The sequence below is a fragment of the Sediminivirga luteola genome, assembly GCF_014639315.1.
Lineage (GTDB): Bacteria > Actinomycetota > Actinomycetes > Actinomycetales > Brevibacteriaceae > Sediminivirga > Sediminivirga luteola.
In genome coordinates this window covers 52,410-69,328 of sequence record NZ_BMFY01000003.1, presented here as the reverse complement: position 1 = coordinate 69,328, position 16,919 = coordinate 52,410, and the positions used below count along the sequence as shown (strand labels likewise).

Genomic DNA, 16,919 nt, shown 5'->3' with positions numbered 1-16,919 from the left:
GAGTCGGAATGGAAATCAAGATCGGCGTGCAGAACGCGGCCCGGGAACTCAGCATCGAGTCGGAGCTCAGCGCCGACGAACTGGTCGCGCTCGTCGATGAGGCGCTCGCCAAGGGCTCCACCCTGGTGCTCGGCGACGCCAAGGGCCGGCGCATCGCGGTGCCCGCCGCGGCGCTCGCCTATGTGGAGACCGGTGCCGAGACCGTCCACCGGGTGGGCTTCACGGTCTGAACGCGCCGCCCGGGCCGCCGGAAGCTCTCCGCCGGCCCGGGCTCCGGTCGCCTGTGCCCCGGCCTTGGGCTCAGGCCACCAGGCCCAGGGAAGCCATCCGCTTGGAGTGCGCCTCGGTCACGGAACTCATGATCTGCGCCGCGGGCGCCTCCGGATCCGCTTGCAGCAGGGTCTCACGCCCGCGCCGGATGGACTCTGCCACCAGCCGCCGGCCCCACAGCGCCAGCCGGCCGGCCAGAAGCTCGTCCTCGGCGACCGCCTCGCCGAGGCGCTCGTGCAGGTACTCCGCCGGCGCGGTGTGGTCGACGACCGCCAGGGCGACCGTGCGGGACTCTTCATCCAGTCGCGTGATCACCTCGCGGTGCACATCCCGGAAGATGCTGTCCACGACATAGCTCTTCATCAGCGACTCGTACCAGTCCCCCGGCCGGGTCTGCCTGGTGAACGCCTGCAACGGCCCCTGCATCTCCTCCATCAGCGCGACCGCTTCGAAGCCGAGCGCCGCGAGCCGCTGCCGCAGCACCTCGAAGAGCCGGTACTCGGCGACGGCGAGGCCGCCCAGGGCGACCTTGTCCTCCAGGTTCGGTGCGAACTGCGCATCGGTGGAGAACCGCTCGAAGGATGACAGCTCGGCCAGTGCGAGGAACGCCAGGATCCGCGCCGCGGGCGCTGCTTCATGGTCTTGCGCTGCTGCCGGCCGCGGGTGTCCAGGACGTTGAATGCCCTGTTCAGAGGCGTTCGTGTCGTGATCATGGCTCATAAGGCCAGACTACCGGTACACTGGGTGACGGTATCCTTTGTGCCCGGTCGCTCATGAGACCAGATGCCCCACGCCTCCGACGCCCCGCAGCGGCTGCGTCGTGAGAGGTATTCCGCGATCGGCTCTCTTGATATCCCCGGCGGCGCCGGCTTGTCACCCCCGCCGCCGTGAGACGCCCGGTACGAGCGTGCACCCATTCGCGTGGAAGACCCACGACGATCACGCCGCCGGAACGATTGCGACCTAGGAGCAGTACGTGTCCGAGACCATCACCACAGAGAACGCCGAACAGAACGTCGAAGAGACCACGACCAGCACGGCCAGCGGGAACGCGCCCGCGGAGAACGCCGGAGCACCCGCAGACTCCGCGCCGGAGGCGGCCGCAGCGGCCGAGGAAACCCGCACCTTCGCGGACTTCGGCGTAGCCGAGGACATCGTCGCCTCCCTCGCCGCCCGCGGCATCACCACGCCGTTCCCCATCCAGGCCATGACGCTCCCGGTGGCACTCACCGGAGCGGACATCATCGGCCAGGCCAAGACCGGCACCGGCAAGACCCTCGGGTTCGGGCTCCCGCTGCTCATGCGCACCCGGATCGACGAGCGCCCGCACGGCGGCGCCATCCAGTCGCTCGTCGTGGTGCCCACCCGCGAACTCGCCGTGCAGGTGGCTCAGGACCTTTCGGTCGCGGCGGCGCGCCGCGGCACCAAGATCGCCACCATCTACGGCGGCCGCGCCTTCGAACCCCAGATCAAGCAGCTCCAGGACGGCGTCGATGTGGTCGTCGGCACTCCCGGCCGGCTGCTCGACCTGCACCGCCAGCGGATCCTCGATCTGTCTCATGTGCACACCGTGATCCTGGACGAAGCCGACGAGATGCTCGACCTGGGCTTCCTGCCGGACGTCGAGAAGATCATCGCGGCCGTCCCGCCAGTGCGGCAGACCATGCTGTTCTCCGCCACGATGCCCGGTGCCGTGATCACGCTGGCACGCCGGTACATGACGCAGCCGACCCACATCCGCGCTGCCGAGCCGGACGACGAGGGCGCGACGGTGAAGAACACCACCCAGTTCGTCTACCGCGCCCACGCGATGGACAAGGCCGAGGTCGTCGGGCGGATCCTGCAGGCCGAGGGCCGGGGCAGGACGATCGTCTTCACGCGGACCAAGCGCACCGCGGCCAAGCTCGCCGATGAACTCGTCGACCGCGGATTCGCGGCGGGCGCGCTGCATGGCGATCTGGGTCAGGGCGCCCGCGAGCAGGCGCTGCGCGCCTTCCGCTCCAGCAAGATCGACATCCTGGTCGCCACCGATGTCGCCGCCCGCGGCATTGACGTCGACGATGTGACCCACGTGATCAACTACCAGTGCCCGGAGAACGAGAAGACCTATCTGCACCGGATCGGCCGCACCGGACGTGCCGGGAACCGCGGTACGGCCGTGACCTTCGTCGATTGGGACGATGTGCCGCAGTGGAAGCTCATCAGCCGGGCTCTCGACCTGGGCTTCGACGAGCCGGTGGAGACCTACTCCACCTCGCCGCACCTGTTCTCCGATCTGAACATCCCGGCCGGCACCAAGGGCAAGCTCCCGCGCAGCAAGCGCACCAAGCCGGGCCTGGAGGCCGAGGAGATCGAGGACCTCGGCGAGACGGGACGCAAGAACGCGCCGCAGGAACCTCAGCGAGCGGAACGCCGCGGCCGGGGCGACCGCGGACCGCGCCGTCGCACTCGCCGGGATAGCGGACCGGCGGATTCAGGCGGCAGTGCCGAGACCGGCCCCGGCGTCAGCCGGAATCAGGAGCACGCCGAGACCGGCGATGCGCCGTCGCGTCCGCGCCGCCGTCGTCGCCGCGGTGGTTCCGGGCGCGGGACCGGCGGGTCCGGCGCGCAGTCCGACTGACGCGTCATCCCGGCGCCTGCCAGGGCGGGGCGATGCCCCAGCGGGGCGGGCGCCCGGGCACCCCTGCGGACGGCACCGCCGGTCCAGCGGTGTTACCCGCCCACCAGGCCGATGCCGGTGGCGCGGTCGACGATCCTGGCCAGCTGGCCCGGGTCCGTGTCGTGCTCCCCGAGCCGGTTGGGCTTGCCGCTGCCGTGGTAGTCGCTCGACCCGGTCACGATCAGCCCGTGCGCTGCGGCGCGCTCACGTAGGGCTCGCCGCGCCTCGGGCGGATTGTCCCGGTGATCGACCTCCAGGCCGTCCAGGCCTGCCTCGATCATCGCCCTGATCCCCGCATCGGGCACCACCCGGCCGCGCGCCGAGGCAGCCGGATGCGCGAACACCGATGCTCCCTCTGCCTCCCGGATGAGCCTGATCGCCGTCAGCGGGCTCTGCACCGGCAGCGAGACATGATAGGGCGAGCCCTTGGCCAGCAGAGTGGCGAACGCGGCGCTGCGGTCCGGCACGACGCCCGCGTCGACCAGGGCGTCGGCGATGTGCGGCCGGCCCACCGTGCCGCCCGCCGCTCGCGCGGTGATCTGCTCCCAGCTGACCGGGAAGTCCTCCGAGAGCCGTTCGGCGATGCGCCTGCCGCGAGCCACCCGGACCCGGCGCGTCTCCTCCAGCGTGGCCAGCAGCTCGCTGCCGTCCGCCGCCGGAAGGTAGGCCAGGACGTGCACGCTGATGCCCTCGTACCGGCAGGAGACCTCGATGCCGCGGACCAGCGTCACGCCGTGTTCCACGGCCGCGATGGCGGCCTCGTCCCAGCCGCGGACCGTGTCGTGGTCGGTCAGTCCCAGCACCTGAACACCGTGGTCTGCGGCATCGGCGACCAGCTCCGCCGGTGTCTGGGTGCCGTCCGAGGCGAGGCTGTGCGCGTGCAAGTCGATCAGCATGTGCCCAAGCCTAGGAGATGGCCACGCCATCACAGGGCCGTCCCCGGACCACGGATGCGAGAATGGCGGCATGCACGCCGATCAGACACCCGTTCCAGAGTCCCCCTCCCCCCGGAGCGCCGGGCACGAAGCCGGCGCCGCGCCCGCCGACGCCGGTTCCCAGCGCTCCCACCGGCCCAGGTCCAAGGCGTTCCGGGAATTCATCGCCTCCGGCTGGGCCGAGACGGCACCCCCGGAACGCCCGCTGCGCGAGGTGGCGCCCTACGCCGCCGAACGGCGCCGGCGGATCAGCGCGCTGTTCCCCGGCGAACGGCTCGTCCTGCCGGCAGGCGGCTTGAAGGTGCGTTCCAATGACACCGACTACCGGTTCCGGCCCCATTCGGCGTTCGCCCACCTGAGCGGCATGCAGCAGGACGAGGAACCCGATGCGGTGCTCGTGCTCGAGCCGGAGGAGAACGGACCCGATGGCGGGCATCGCGCGATCCTCTACTTCCGGCCGCGCGCCGGTGCCGATACCGAGGAGTTCTTCGCCGATTCCCGCTACGGGGAGTTCTGGGTCGGCCGCCGGCCGGAGCTCGCGGAGCTCGCCGCCGAGCTGGGGTTCGAAACCCGCCACATCTCCCAGGCCGCCGATGAGATCACGAAGGATCTGGCCAGCACCCAGCTGCGGCTGGTCCGGCAGGCCGATCCGGTCTATGACGAGCTGATCGCCCAGGCCCGCCAGCAGCAGGGCATCGACGTCGAGCAGGCCACGGCGGCCGACGATGCCCTTGCCCAGGCGCTCTCGGAACTGCGGCTGGTCAAGGACGAGTACGAGATCGCCCGGATCCGCGATGCCGTGGCCATCACCCGCCGCGGTTTCGAGGAAGTCGTCTCCAGCCTGCCGTCCGCCGTGGCGCACCACCGCGGGGAGCGCGTGGTGGAGACCGCGTTCGAGCTGGCCGCCCGGCAGGACGGCAACGGGGTCGGCTACGACACGATCGCCGCCAGTGGCGATCACGCCTGCACCCTGCACTGGATCGTGAACGACGGCGCGGTGCGGCCCGGGGAGCTGATCCTCGTCGATGCCGGCGCCGAGCACGACTCCCTCTACACCGCGGACATCACCCGCACCCTGCCGGTCTCGGGGCGCTTCACGCCCAGGCAACGGGAGATCTACCAGGCGGTGCTCGACGCGGCGGACGCGGCATTCTCGGTGGCCGGGGAGCACCATCGCCGCCCGGTGCTGTTCCGGGACGTGCACGAGGCGGCCATGCGGGTCATCGCCGAACGCCTGGAGTCCTGGGGACTGCTGCCCGTCTCCGCGCAGGAGGCGCTCTCACCGCAGGGGCAGCAGCACCGCAGGTGGATGGTGCACGGCACGAGCCATCACCTGGGCCTGGACGTGCACGACTGCGCGCTCGCGCGGGCGCAGATGTACCTGGACGCCGAACTGGAGCCCGGCATGGTGTTCACGATCGAGCCGGGGCTGTACTTCAAGTCCGACGACCTGCTCGTGCCGGAGGACTTCCGCGGCACGGGCGTGCGCATCGAGGACGACGTCCTGGTCACCGAGGACGGCGTGGAGAACCTCTCGGCTGCCTTCCCGCGGACTGTGGAGCAGATCGAGGCCTGGCTCAAGCCCTGAGGGTTCAGTCGGGCCGGTTCTGCAGCAGGGACTGCGCCTGCGGCACCAGATCGGGCGGGCAGATGACCTCGAATCCGCTGGCGATGATCTGCGGCTGCGACATGAGCTGACCGCGTCTGCGGAACAGCGCCTTGGCGGCCACGCCCCAGGCCATGCCCAGACCGGTGCCCAGCAGCAGACCGGCGACCAGCATGCCGGTGTCGAAGGCGCCCCCGCCGACGAGCGAGAGCACGAGCACCACGATCATGCCCAGCCAGGCACCCCCGATGGATCCTCGCAGCGCCGCCCGGGCCCAGGTGAGGATGCCGTAGACGGGCTCGACGAGACGCAGGTCGGTGCCGACGATGGTGAGCTTGGACACCTCGAAGTCCTTGGACGCGAGGTACTGCACCGCCTCGGTGGCCGCGGTGTGGTTCCGGTAGCGCCCGATGACCTCCCCGTGGGGGATCTGATCGCGGGACGGCCGGGAGGCGAAGGGACTCGACATGGTTCCATTATTCTCCCAAAGCCTGGCGATAGGCTGGAGGGCATGAGTGTGGAGCGCGTTTTCGCGGCGCGGCTGGCCGGCACCGCCGTGTTCGACCCGCTGGGCGACCAGGTCGGCAAGGTCCGCGACCTGGTCGTGATGTACCGCGCCACCATGCGCCAGCCGCCCAAGGCGATCGGGCTGGTGGTGGAGGTCCCGGGCCGGCGGCGGGTGTTCGTGCCGATGACGCGGGTCACCGCAATCCAGCCCGGTCAGGTCATCACCACAGGCCTGGTGAACATGCGCCGGTTCGAACAGCGCCGCTCGGAGGTGCTGGTGCTCAACGATATGCTCGACCGCCCCGTCGTGCTGCGTGAGGACGGCGGCGAGGCGGTCATCGAGGATGTGGCGATCGAGCAGCAGCGCAACCGCGACTGGCTCCTGACGCGGCTGTTCCTGCGCCGCGCCACCGATGCCCGCGGCCCCCTCGCCCGGCTGCGCCGACGGGGCGAGACCCTGCTGGCGGACTGGGCGCAGGTCGACCATCCGCAGCGCAGCGACATCGAGCAGGGCGCGGCCCAGCTGATCGCCGCCTACCAGGACGCCAAGCCGGCCGATCTCGCCGACGCGATGCTGGACATGGCCGCCAAGCGGCGCTTCGAGGTCGCCGAGTCCCTGGACGATGAGCGCCTGGCCGACGTGCTGGAGGAACTCCCTGAGGACGTGCAGGTGGAACTGCTGTCCCGGTTCGAGCCCGAGCGCGCCGCGGATGTGCTCGAGCGCATGCAGCCCAACGACGCCGCCGATCTCCTGGATGCCCTCTCCGATGAGCAGGCCGAGCGGCTGCTGCAGCTGATGGAGCCCGATGAGGCCCGCGGCGTGCGGCAGCTGCTGAGCTTCGAGGAGGGCACCGCCGGCGGCCTGATGACGACCGAGCCGGTGATCCTCTCCCCCGAGACCTCCATCGCCGAGGCGCTCGCACAGGTCCGGCGCGCGGAACTGCACCCGGCTCTGGCCAGCGCCGTCTTCGTCACGCGCCCGCCGCTGGAACCGCCGACGGGACGCTATCTGGGCCTCGTGCACTTCCAGGAGATGCTCCGGCATCCGCCCCATGAGGCGGTCGGCGCGTTCCTCGACACGGAGGTGGAGCCGCTGCGGCCGGATGCGGACATCGCCGCCGTCACCCGCGTGCTGGCCGCCTACAACCTGGTCTCGGTGCCCATCACCGATGAGGCCGACCGGCTCATCGGCGTGGTGACGGTCGACAGCGTCCTGGACGAGATGCTGCCGGACGACTGGCGCCGGAACACCGACGACGTGCTGACGACGGGAGGGAGCTGATGGCTGAGCACCGGCAGGGGGCACTGGACACGCCGCGGCGCGCACGCCGCCGTCTCCCCCGGCTGTGGATGAGCAATGAGACGTTCGGGATCTGGGCCGAGCGCTTCGCCCGGGTGATGGGCACCCCGCAGTTCCTGCTGGGCATGACCGTCTTCTGCGCGGTGTGGCTGGCGTGGAACTCGCTCGTCCCGGAGAGCCTGCAGTTCGATCCGAAGGCGCTGAACTTCACGCTGCTCACGCTCATCCTCTCGCTGCAGGCCTCCTACGCCGCTCCGCTCATCCTGCTGGCGGAGAACCGCAGCGCGGACCGGGACCGGGTGGAGTTCCAGGCCGACCGCCAGCGGGCGGAGCGGGCGCTGGCCGACACGGAGTTCCTGACCCGCGAGGTCGCCAGCCTGCGCATCGCGATGCGGGACGTGGCCACCCGTGACTTCATCCGCTCGGAGCTGCGCAGTCTGATCGAGGAGATGGAGGAGCAGCGGCGCGGCGACGATGCTGCCGGAGACCGGGACGCGGCGGACCCGCCGCGGGACCGGCCGCACGAGGAGAGCAGGACGCAAGGATGAGCGCCCCTGACCGCGAGGCCGTCATGCAGGCGCTCGCCGCCGTCATCGACCCGGAGATCCGCAAGCCGCTCACGGAGCTGGGCATGGTCGGCGGCGTCGAGACGTCCCCGGACGGCACCGTCACGGTGGATGTGCTGATCACCATCGCCGGCTGCCCGATGAAGGGCCGCATCACCGAGGACGTGCGCGCCGCGGTGGAGGCGGTCCCGGGCACCCGGGAGGTAATCGTGCGGCTGACGCCGATGACGCCGCAGCAGCGCACCGAGCTGCGCGAGCGCCTGCGCGGCTCCCAGCGGGTGATCCCGTTCGCCCAGCCCGGCTCGCTCACCCGGGTGTACGCGGTGGCCTCGGGCAAGGGCGGCGTCGGGAAGTCCAGCGTCGCGGCGAATCTGGCCGCCGCGATGGCCGCCGAGGGGCTGAAGGTGGGGCTGGTGGACGCGGACGTGCACGGTTTCTCCATCCCCGGGATGCTCGGCGTCACCGAGGCGCCCACCAAGGTGGACGATATGATCCTGCCCTGCGTGGCCCATGAGGTGAAGGTGATCAGCATCGGCATGTTCGTCCCGCCGGGCCAGCCGGTGGTGTGGCGGGGGCCGATGCTGCACCGTGCTCTGGAGCAGTTCCTCACGGACGTGTTCTTCGGCGACCTGGACGTCCTGCTGCTGGATCTGCCGCCGGGAACGGGCGACATCGCGATCTCCGTGGCGCAGCTGCTGCCCGACGCCGAGCTCCTGGTGGTGACGACACCCCAGCAGGCCGCCGCCGAGGTCGCCGAGCGGGCCGGCTCGATGGCGGTCAAGACGAAGCAGCGGATCGCCGGGGTGGTGGAGAACATGTCGTGGCTCGAGCTCCCCGACGGGGAGCGCATGGACGTCTTCGGTTCCGGCGGCGGGGCCCGTGTGGCCGGGCGGCTGGCCCAGGCCGTGGATGCGCGGGTGCCCTTGCTGGGGCAGGTGCCGCTCGATCCGCGGCTGCGGGAGGGCGCCGATGCCGGCGTGCCGGTGGTGCTCTCTGAGCCGGAGTCGCCGGCGGCGGCGGCGCTGCGGGACATCGCCACCGCCCTGAGCCGGCGCGAGCGCGGTCTGGCGGGCCGCTCCCTCGGGCTCAGCCCGCTGTGAGACCCGCCCGCCGCACGACCTGTAAGGCGCGTGCCGGCCGCGGGCTCAGGCCTGCGAGGTCATTTCTCCTTGCCCTTGTTCTCGGCGATGCCCGCACCGATGGCCACGCCGATCGCAATGCCCATTCCGATGCCGATCGCCAGATTGTCCATGAGCAGGCCGAACCCCGCGCCGAGCGCGAGCCCGATGCCGATCCCGCCGCCATAGGCCGCATTCTGGCTTCCGTCGTTCTTCGCCATAGGTCCACCGTACTCAGCGGACAGAGGTCTGCATAGGACCGGTCTTGACGCCGGTGCGGGCATGGGATGTGATGGGCGCCATGACGTTCACGACGACTGCCGCGGTGCAGAACCGCTGGCCGGAGGCGCTCACGGCGGCCACCGGGGAGTTCGCCGGTGTGCTCGGCACGGCCGGCACTGCGGGACTGGCGGCCCCCGTCGCCGCCTGCCCGGGTTGGACCCTGCGGGAGCTGGCGGGGCATCTGGGCGAGGTGCACGGCTGGGCTGCGCATATCGTCGACGGCGGCGATCCCCGTGACAATCCGGTGGAGCGTCCCGAGTCCCGGGACGCTCCGGCGCTCGGAACCTGGTACGCGCGACAGGCGGAGAATCTGCTGACCGCGCTCACGGAAGCGGGTGCGGACCGGGAGTGCTGGACCATGGCGCCACCGCGCACCACGCAGTTCTGGTGGCGCCGGCAGGTCCACGAGACGCTGGTGCACCTCTGGGACGCGCGCACGGCGCTGGACCTCCCCGCGCCGCTGGACCCGCAGCTGGCGTGGGACGGCGTGGCCGAGGTGGCAGAGGTGTTCTATCCGCGCCAGCTCCGCCGCGAACGGCTGCGACCGCTGCCACAGTCCCTGGTGCTGCGCCCTTCTGATCTCCGGGGCGATCCGGTGGTGCTCGGCGAGGGAGACATGATCGAGGTGACGGGCCCGGCCGGGGTGCTGCTGCTCCTGCTATGGCACCGGATCTCCTGGGCGGACGCGCTACGCGCCGGAGCTCAAGGGACGTCACGCGCGGCTGAACTGCTCGCTCTGCCGCTCGTGCCCTGACCTGTTCCGCTCAGGTGGCTTCGGGGTCGAACGGGGCGGTGCGGCCGGCGATGCGCTTGCGCGCCTGCTCCACGTACCGCTCCATGGGATTGCGGATCCGGCCGTCCTCGTCCCGTTCGGGCTCCTCCGGCGGTGCGGCGACTGCCTCTACCGCGGGCTGCCCGGGTGCGGTGGGGGCCTGATCCGCGTCCTCGGTGCCGCCGCGGTCCTCTGCCTCGTCAGCAGCCTGACCGGCGCCCTCGCCCGTGCCGGGCCGCTGGGCGCCGTCGACGGGGTCTCCCCCGGCGGGCTGCGTCATGGGTGCGGCAGCGCCCTCCCCGGCGGTGCGCTCGCCCCGCCCATCCGTGGCAGGTCCACCCATGGCGGGTTCATCCGTGGCATGCGCGGGTGAGGCGTTCTGCGCGCCCGTGCCAGCGGGCTCTGCCTGCGGCTCACCGTCCTGCGCTCCGGTCTGGGCCGCGGTGCGTTCCTTGAGCCGGCGCCGGCGCTCTTCCGCGGCCTTGCGGCGTTCCTCCTCACGCAGGGCGGCGTCTTCCTCGGCGAGTGCTTCCTTCACGATCCGACGGGGGTCGTATTGGCGCGGGTCCAGCTTGCGCCAGTCGATATCGGCCATCTCCTCGCCGAAGTCCTCGCGGACCTGCTTGCGGGCGCCCTCTGCCATCCGCCGGGCCGAGCGGACGAAGTCACGTAGCTGAGCGGCGTACTCGGGCAGGCGCTGCGGGCCGATGACAAGCAGCGCCACGACGATCAGGATGATCATCTCCGCGCCGTTGATGCCGAACATGTGCCGTGCTGACCTCGCCTGCCGCCCGATGAGATGAAAGGAGAATCGCGTCCGCCGGATCGGCCAGAACCGGTCCGTAAAGTCGCGCTCTCCCAGGGTATCAGCCGGCCGGCGCGGAAACCGGTGGCGAGGATCCGCGGCCACCTCACCTGCCACTGCGCACAAGGATCCGGCCAGGCGGCAGTATCCAGCCCACGGCGATAGGATGCTCCAAGCAGCATGTCCGCGCCGCAAAGCAGCGCGGCGCACCCCAGCAGACGACCGGCGAGGCGAAGGAGAGGCGAGCGGCCCGATGAGCGACGATCACGCGCGCGCCGCGACCTTCGCCGAGAGCTACTTCGCCAGCGACCCGGTGATGGACGCCGCTCGCACGCTCGCCTCGGAGTACTCCGCGGTGCCGGTGCCCCGCTCCGTCGCCGGGCTGCTGGAGATCCTGGCCGGCTCGGCCGGCGTGCGGCAGGCGGTGGAGGTCGGCACCGGGGTGGGGGTCTCTTCACTCGCCCTGCTGCGGGGCATGTCTCCGCTGGGAGTGCTCACCAGCATCGACGTGGACCCGGACCGGCAGGCCGCCGCCAAGGATCTGATCACCGTGGCCCGGATCAAGTCGCATCGTTTCCGCACCATCTGCGGCCCCGGCGAGGACGTGCTGACGCGGCTGGCGCCGAACGGCTATGAATTGGCGTTCATCGACACCGAGCCGCTGCGGCTGGAGCTCACCGTCCGCCGGGCCGTCCCCCTGCTGGCGCCGGGCGGACTGCTGATCGTCCACCAGGCGCTGCTGCGCGGTGCCGTCGCGAACCCGGCGAACCGCGATCCGCGCGCTCAGGCGGTGCGCGCCACGCTCAAGTGGATCGCGCGGCAGGACGGCCTGAGCCGGGTGCTGCTCCCGGCCGGGGACGGCCTGCTCGTCGCCCGGCGCACCACGACCTGAGGCCCTGCACGCACGCAGCCTGCCCCAGCCCGGCGGAGGATTCAGCGCGGCACCGGCCCACCGGTGGAACACCAGGCGCCGAGGGGCTCCTCAGGCACCTGTTCTTCCGTCTCCTCGGTCTTGTAAACGACGAGGCCCCGGGCCCGGTAGTTCGCCAGGGCTGCCGGGCCGTCGAGTGAGCAGGTGTGCACCCACACCCGCGCGACGGCGGGCAGATCGAATCGCTCCGGCAGCGTCCAGGCCGCCTGGATGCCGTGCTCCAGGAGGCGTCCGCCGAACCCGCGCCCGAGCGCTTCTTCGGCGAGCCCGAAGTACCGGATCTCGACGTCCGTGCCGCCGTCGCCTCCCGGCTGGGGGTATAACTGGACATAACCGCGTGGAACGCCCTCCGCGTAGAGGACGTGGAACTCGGTGCCCGGCACCGCGAGCTCCTCGGCCCACTGCTCACGGCTCCAATGCAGGCGATCCGTCCAGCGCCAGGGACCGCCGACGAGTCCGTAGAGGAACCGCGCGTACTCCGGACCGATCCCCGTGGCGCGTTCCAGTCGCGCCCCCTCCGGGAACGGACGCGCAGGCGCTAGGGGCCGTTCGAGCATCTGCAGGGACCATGTGACGACCTTCATACACGGCACTCTTCCACAGCCGCCGCGAGGCTTTACAATCAGTCCGCTGAACTTGAAGGGTGCGGCCAGCTCCCGCGCGCCCCGCAGTTCGGCCTCCCTTCAGGCCCGCACGACGTGGCGCCGCCTTCCCGGGTGGAAGGCGGCGCCACGTCCTCAACTCCAGGCACCGCGTGCTGCCACGTTGCACCGCCGCGGCAGGTGCGGGCCGCCTGCGGCCCTCAGTACTCGATCACCACCCGGCCGTCGATCTTGCCGTGGCGCATCTCGTCGAACACCGCGTTGATGTCCTCCAGCGGACGAGTGGAGACCGTCGGGTGGATCTTCCCCTCGGCGTAGAACTCCAGCGCCTCCACCATGTCCTGCCGCGTCCCGACGATCGAACCGCGGATCGTCAGACCGCGCAGCACGATGTCGAAGATCGGTGCCGGGAAATCGCCGGGCGGCAGACCGTTGAACACGATGGTCGCCCCGCGCCGGGTCATCCCGATCGCCTGGCCGAAGGCCGCCGGATGCACCGCCGTCACGAGGACCCCGTGCACGCCGCCCGTCGCCTCCTGCACCGCCTCGGCCGGGTCCTGGCCGAACGCGTTGACGGTGACCTCGGCGCCGTGCCGGCGCGCCAGGGCCAGCTTGTCGTCGGCGACATCGACCGCGACGACCCGCATGCCCATCGCGACCGCGTACTGCACCGCGACGTGCCCGAGGCCGCCGATGCCGGAGATCGCCACCCACTGCCCGGGCCGCACCTCGGTCTGCTTCAGGCCCTTGTACACCGTCACCCCGGCGCACAGCACCGGCGCGACCTCGTACGGGTCCGCGCCCTCGGGGATCCGGGCGGCATAGCCGGCGTCCACCAGCATGTACTCCCCGAAGGAGCCGTCCACCGAGTACCCGCCGTTCTGCTGGGACTCGCACAGCGTCTCCCAGCCGGTGCGGCAGTACTCGCACTGCCCGCAGGCGGACCACAACCAGGCATTGCCGACGAGATCGCCCTCGGCGTACCCGGAGACTCCCGGTCCCACCTTCTCCACCCGGCCGACGCCCTCATGGCCGGGAATGAACGGCGGACTGGGCTTGACCGGCCAATCGCCCTCCGCGGCATGCAGATCCGTGTGGCACACGCCGCTGGAGACCAGCTTCACCAGCAGCTGTCCCTCCCCCGGCTCCGGGACCGGCACATCGGCGGTCACTCTGAGCGGGTTCCCGAACTCCTCCACCACCGCGGCTTTCATCGCAGCCATAACGTCATCCTCTCCTTTCCTCGAGCATTCCTGACCGGCGCGGCGGCGCTCAGAAGAAGCCCAGTTCGTTCTCGTCGTAGGACACCAGCAGGTTCTTGGTCTGCTGATAGTGCGAGAGCATCATGAGGTGGTTCTCCCGGCCGATGCCCGAGGACTTGTACCCGCCGAACGCGGCGTGCGCCGGATAGGCGTGATAGTTGTTCACCCACACCCGGCCGGCCTGGATGTCCCGTCCGGCCCGGTACGCGGTGTTCTGCTGCCGGCTCCACACGCCCGCACCGAGCCCGTAGAGGGTGTCGTTGGCGAGGGAGATGGCCTCGTCGTAATCGCCGAACGAGGTCACGGCGACCACCGGCCCGAAGATCTCCTCCTGGAAGATCCGCTGATCGTTGGTCCCCTCGAACACGGTCGGCTGGACGTAGAACCCGCCGGCCAGGTCGCCGTCCAGATGAGCCTGCTCGCCGCCGATGAGGACCTTGGCGCCCTCCTGCTTGCCGATGTCCAGATAGGACAGGATCTTCTGCAGCTGGTCGTTGGAGGCCTGGGCGCCCACCTGGGTGTCGGTGTCCAGCGGGTTGCCCTGCCGGATGGCCTTGACCCGTTCGATCCCGGCGCCCAGGAAATCGTCGTAGATGCCGCGCTGGATCAGCGCGCGGGAGGGACAGGTGCACACCTCCCCCTGGTTGAGCGCGAACAGGGCGAAGCCCTCAAGCGCTTTGCTGTAGTAGGCGTCCTGCTGAGCCACGACATCGTCGAAGAAGATGTTCGGGCTCTTGCCGCCGAGTTCCAGGGTGACCGGGATGATGTTCTGCGAGGCGTACTGGGAGATCAGACGCCCGGTCGTGGTCTCACCGGTGAACGCGATCTTGCGGATGCGCTTATTGGACGCCAGCGGCTTGCCGGCCTCCACCCCGAAACCGTTGACGACGTTGACGACGCCCGGCGGGATCAGATCGCCGATGAGCTCCATCAGCACCAGGATCGAGGCCGGGGTCTGCTCGGCCGGCTTGAGCACGACGGCGTTGCCGGCCGCCAGCGCAGGGGCGAGCTTCCAGGTGGCCATCAGCAGCGGGAAGTTCCACGGGATGATCTGGCCGACCACGCCCAGCGGCTCGTGGAAGTGGTAGGCCACCGTGTTGTCGTCGATCTGGGAGATCCCGCCCTCCTGCGCGCGGATCACCCCGGCGAAGTACCGGAAATGGTCCACCGCCAGCGGCAGGTCCGCCGCGAGGGGTTCCCGGATGGCCTTGCCGTTGTCCCAGGTCTCCGCCACGGCCAGCAGTTCGAGATTCTCCTCGATCCGGTCGGCGATGGCGTTCAGCACCGCGGCACGCTCGGCCACTGACGTCTTCCCCCAGGCGGGGGCCGCCTTGTGCGCGGCGTCCAGGGCCGTCTCGATGTCCTCGGCCTGGGACCTGGGGATCTCCGTGAAGGGCTGACCGGTCACGGGGGTGATGTTCTCGAAGTACTCCCCGCCGGCCGGGGCGACCCATTCGCCGCCGATGTAGTTCTCGTACCGGCTCTTGAAGGCGACCTTGGCGCCATCCTGTCCGGGCTGCGCATAGACTGTCATGCCAACTCCTTCGTCGTCACGTGCAGTCACGGCGAGGGCTGATCCTCACGCCGCGTACCGTCACGCTAACCGCCGGCGGGTTGCATGGACGTTGCCCGGCGATCCGGGCCGCGCTGCCGGGCTCAGCCGTGCAGCCGCTCCAGGTGGGCGACGATGCCGGGCCGCCGGGGCGACTCCGGCGGCAGGAGCTTGAGCGCCAGGCGCCAGGCCTCGGTGTCCTCGGCAGCAGCGGGCAGGTCGAGGTACCGGCACAGCTGCGCCGGGGTACCGGATTCCAGCACAGCGTGGCGCAGCTGCGCGCCGAGTTCATAGCGCAGTGCCACCACGCCGGCGGCACTCGAGGCCGGCAGCACCTCGCCGCGCACATCGTCCAGGGCGGCGTCCAGGTCCCCGCGAGTCAGTGCCTCCCGGGCCCGGACGGCGTCGACCTCGATGCCGCCGGGCAGCCGGTAGGGCCGGGAGCCGATGGCGAGCCCTACCGGATCGAGCGTCTTCCGGAGCCGGACCATCTCCGCCCGCAGCGTCACCTCCGCCAGCGGGTGGCCGGGCTCGCCGAGGGCTTCGGCCAGCACGGTGCTGCTCAGGCCATCGGGTGCCTCGGCCAGCAGCAGGAGGATCTCCGCGTGCCTCTGCCGCAGGTCCAGCCGCCGCCCGCCGGCGATCAGCGCCGCATGCGGACCGGTGACCTGCACGCCGGCGTGCCTCCCGGCGGGCGGGGAAGCGGCGGACGCGACGGCGCCGGGGAAGGCGCTCGGCCGGCTCTCCACCATCAGGGCGTACTCGGCGGCGGCGGCTGCGGCGCGTACCAGCGCCATGCTGTGACCGGCCACGGCCTTCTCGTCGCCGGTCAGGTCGAGGACGCCCAGCTGCTCACCGGTGCGCGGGTCCCGCAGCGGGACGGCGGTGCAGCTCCACGGGTGGACGGTGCGGCTGAAGTGTTCCGGTCCGCGGATCTGCACCGGCTGCCCGATGGCCAGGGCCGTGCCCGGCGCCGAGGTGCCCACAGACTCCTCGGACCAGTCCGCGCCTGCCTCGAAGCCCATCCCGGCGGCCCGGCGGCGGGCGGAATCGTCGCCGAGCACCCAGAGCAGCCGGCCGAAGGCGTCGCCGACCGCGACGACCAGTCCGGTGTCGGTGGCGGGCTGGACCAGAAGCCGGTCCAGCACCGGCAGAGCGGGGAGCAGGGGACTCTCCTGCCGGCGGCTGCGCAGTTCCGCAGCGTCGAAGGCGGGCCGGGCCCGGCTCCGGTCGGGATCGCAGTGATGCAGCAGGGAGCGGCGCCAGGAGCGGCGCACCAGCTCACGCACGCCGGGGAGCGCGCTCAGCTGGTCATCGAGCCGCGCGTCCGGGAGTCCGGGTGGCGTCGTCGCCGGGCGCCGGTCGTCCAGGAGCGCGTGAGCGAGCAGCAGATCGCGGTCCTCGGGGACCGTGTGACTCATCGGGCCTCCGGGTCATCTCGTACTCGGCCGCCCGCCGCAGGGGAAGTACCGTGAAGGAGAGCCCTCTTTAGCGCTTCACGATGGGCTCAAGCGCATCGTAGAGTGCCTTGACTTCTTCGTCGTTGAGCTCCATGACGAGTCGTCCGCCGCCTTCGACTGGGAGTCTGAGCACATTGCCGCGACCTTCCTTGGTCACTTCAAGCGGTCCATCTCCAGTGCGGGGCTTCTGAGCTGCCATGTGAAGGCGTCCTTTCCGGTCACGGCGGTCGTCGCACCCCGCACGTTCAGACCGCCGTGGGCGGCCGGCGGGGGCGGCGCAGGTCCTTCCATT

General features: G+C 71.0%; 18 protein-coding genes. 8 read left to right on the top strand and 10 right to left on the bottom strand.

The genetic code is table 11. The features are described from left to right. The first annotated feature begins 8 nt into the window (after positions 1-8). Positions 9-230: a DUF3107 domain-containing protein gene (locus IEW13_RS03780; RefSeq protein ID WP_188549610.1), complete on the top strand. Its 222-nt coding sequence runs from the start codon at positions 9-11 to the stop codon at positions 228-230. Positions 231-300: 70 nt separating this feature from the next. Here IEW13_RS03780 and IEW13_RS03775 read toward each other — a convergent pair whose 3' ends face one another. Next, complete coding sequence (locus IEW13_RS03775) at positions 301-990, bottom strand: ferritin-like fold-containing protein (protein WP_188549609.1); 690 nt, start codon at positions 988-990, stop codon at positions 301-303. Between the two features lie 256 nt (positions 991-1,246). Here IEW13_RS03775 and IEW13_RS03770 point away from each other — a divergent pair, with 256 nt between their 5' ends. After that, positions 1,247-2,890 carry a DEAD/DEAH box helicase gene (locus IEW13_RS03770; protein WP_229744916.1) on the top strand — a complete coding sequence of 548 codons (1,644 nt, stop codon included), beginning with the start codon at positions 1,247-1,249 and terminating at the stop codon, positions 2,888-2,890. Positions 2,891-2,982: 92 nt separating this feature from the next. Here the strand turns inward: IEW13_RS03770 and IEW13_RS03765 are convergent, their stop codons facing one another. Beyond that, a complete protein-coding gene (locus IEW13_RS03765; protein ID WP_188549608.1) occupies positions 2,983-3,825 on the bottom strand; it encodes a PHP domain-containing protein in 843 nt (280 codons plus the stop codon). 70 nt (positions 3,826-3,895) lie between these two features. On the opposite strand from IEW13_RS03765, the gene IEW13_RS03760 reads away from it, so the two are divergent. Further along, complete coding sequence (locus tag IEW13_RS03760) at positions 3,896-5,452, top strand: aminopeptidase P family protein (protein WP_188549607.1); 1,557 nt, start codon at positions 3,896-3,898, stop codon at positions 5,450-5,452. Between the two features lie 4 nt (positions 5,453-5,456). Here the strand turns inward: IEW13_RS03760 and IEW13_RS03755 are convergent, their stop codons facing one another. Continuing rightward, a complete protein-coding gene (locus IEW13_RS03755; RefSeq protein WP_188549606.1) occupies positions 5,457-5,939 on the bottom strand; it encodes a YflT domain-containing protein in 483 nt (160 codons plus the stop codon). 42 nt (positions 5,940-5,981) lie between these two features. Between IEW13_RS03755 and IEW13_RS03750 the strand changes: the two genes are divergently transcribed. The 3 genes from IEW13_RS03750 to IEW13_RS03740 are packed head-to-tail and all read left to right on the top strand — an operon-like array spanning position 5,982 to position 8,943. Next, positions 5,982-7,259, top strand: a complete 1,278-nt coding sequence (locus tag IEW13_RS03750) for a magnesium transporter MgtE N-terminal domain-containing protein (RefSeq protein ID WP_188549605.1) — start codon at positions 5,982-5,984, stop codon at positions 7,257-7,259. Next, entirely contained in the window at positions 7,259-7,825 is a 567-nt protein-coding gene (locus IEW13_RS03745; protein ID WP_188549604.1) for a DUF1003 domain-containing protein, read from the top strand. The genes IEW13_RS03750 and IEW13_RS03745 overlap by 1 nt, the downstream gene beginning before the upstream one ends. Next, complete coding sequence (locus IEW13_RS03740; protein ID WP_188549603.1) at positions 7,822-8,943, top strand: Mrp/NBP35 family ATP-binding protein; 1,122 nt, start codon at positions 7,822-7,824, stop codon at positions 8,941-8,943. Before IEW13_RS03745 ends, IEW13_RS03740 begins: the two co-directional genes overlap by 4 nt. A 59-nt stretch (positions 8,944-9,002) precedes the next feature. On the opposite strand, the gene IEW13_RS03735 is transcribed toward IEW13_RS03740, so the two are convergent. Then, positions 9,003-9,182 carry a glycine zipper domain-containing protein gene (locus IEW13_RS03735; RefSeq protein ID WP_188549602.1) on the bottom strand — a complete coding sequence of 60 codons (180 nt, stop codon included), beginning with the start codon at positions 9,180-9,182 and terminating at the stop codon, positions 9,003-9,005. A gap of 80 nt (positions 9,183-9,262) precedes the next feature. Between IEW13_RS03735 and IEW13_RS03730 the strand changes: the two genes are divergently transcribed. Next, a complete protein-coding gene (locus tag IEW13_RS03730; protein ID WP_188549601.1) occupies positions 9,263-9,997 on the top strand; it encodes a maleylpyruvate isomerase family mycothiol-dependent enzyme in 735 nt (244 codons plus the stop codon). 10 nt (positions 9,998-10,007) lie between these two features. Here IEW13_RS03730 and IEW13_RS17750 read toward each other — a convergent pair whose 3' ends face one another. Further along, positions 10,008-10,781, bottom strand: coding sequence for a twin-arginine translocase TatA/TatE family subunit (locus IEW13_RS17750; protein WP_188549600.1), 774 nt, complete (start codon positions 10,779-10,781; stop codon positions 10,008-10,010). A gap of 292 nt (positions 10,782-11,073) precedes the next feature. Here IEW13_RS17750 and IEW13_RS03720 point away from each other — a divergent pair, with 292 nt between their 5' ends. Next, positions 11,074-11,712 (top strand): O-methyltransferase, encoded by a 639-nt coding sequence (locus IEW13_RS03720; protein WP_188549599.1) that lies wholly within the window; start codon positions 11,074-11,076, stop codon positions 11,710-11,712. A 41-nt stretch (positions 11,713-11,753) separates the two neighbouring features. Here the strand turns inward: IEW13_RS03720 and IEW13_RS03715 are convergent, their stop codons facing one another. The 5 genes from IEW13_RS03715 to IEW13_RS03695 all read right to left on the bottom strand — a co-directional run bounded on the left by IEW13_RS03715 (position 11,754) and on the right by IEW13_RS03695 (position 16,826). Continuing rightward, positions 11,754-12,335, bottom strand: a complete 582-nt coding sequence (locus IEW13_RS03715; RefSeq protein WP_188549598.1) for a GNAT family N-acetyltransferase — start codon at positions 12,333-12,335, stop codon at positions 11,754-11,756. Between the two features lie 218 nt (positions 12,336-12,553). Beyond that, positions 12,554-13,576 (bottom strand): alcohol dehydrogenase AdhP, encoded by a 1,023-nt coding sequence (gene adhP, locus IEW13_RS03710; protein WP_188549597.1) that lies wholly within the window; start codon positions 13,574-13,576, stop codon positions 12,554-12,556. 49 nt (positions 13,577-13,625) lie between these two features. Beyond that, complete coding sequence (gene exaC, locus IEW13_RS03705) at positions 13,626-15,149, bottom strand: acetaldehyde dehydrogenase ExaC (protein WP_188549596.1); 1,524 nt, start codon at positions 15,147-15,149, stop codon at positions 13,626-13,628. 122 nt (positions 15,150-15,271) lie between these two features. Beyond that, positions 15,272-16,588: a GAF domain-containing protein gene (locus tag IEW13_RS03700; protein WP_188549595.1), complete on the bottom strand. Its 1,317-nt coding sequence runs from the start codon at positions 16,586-16,588 to the stop codon at positions 15,272-15,274. Positions 16,589-16,655: 67 nt separating this feature from the next. Next, entirely contained in the window at positions 16,656-16,826 is a 171-nt protein-coding gene (locus tag IEW13_RS03695) for a DUF3117 domain-containing protein (protein ID WP_188549594.1), read from the bottom strand. Positions 16,827-16,919 lie beyond the last annotated feature (93 nt).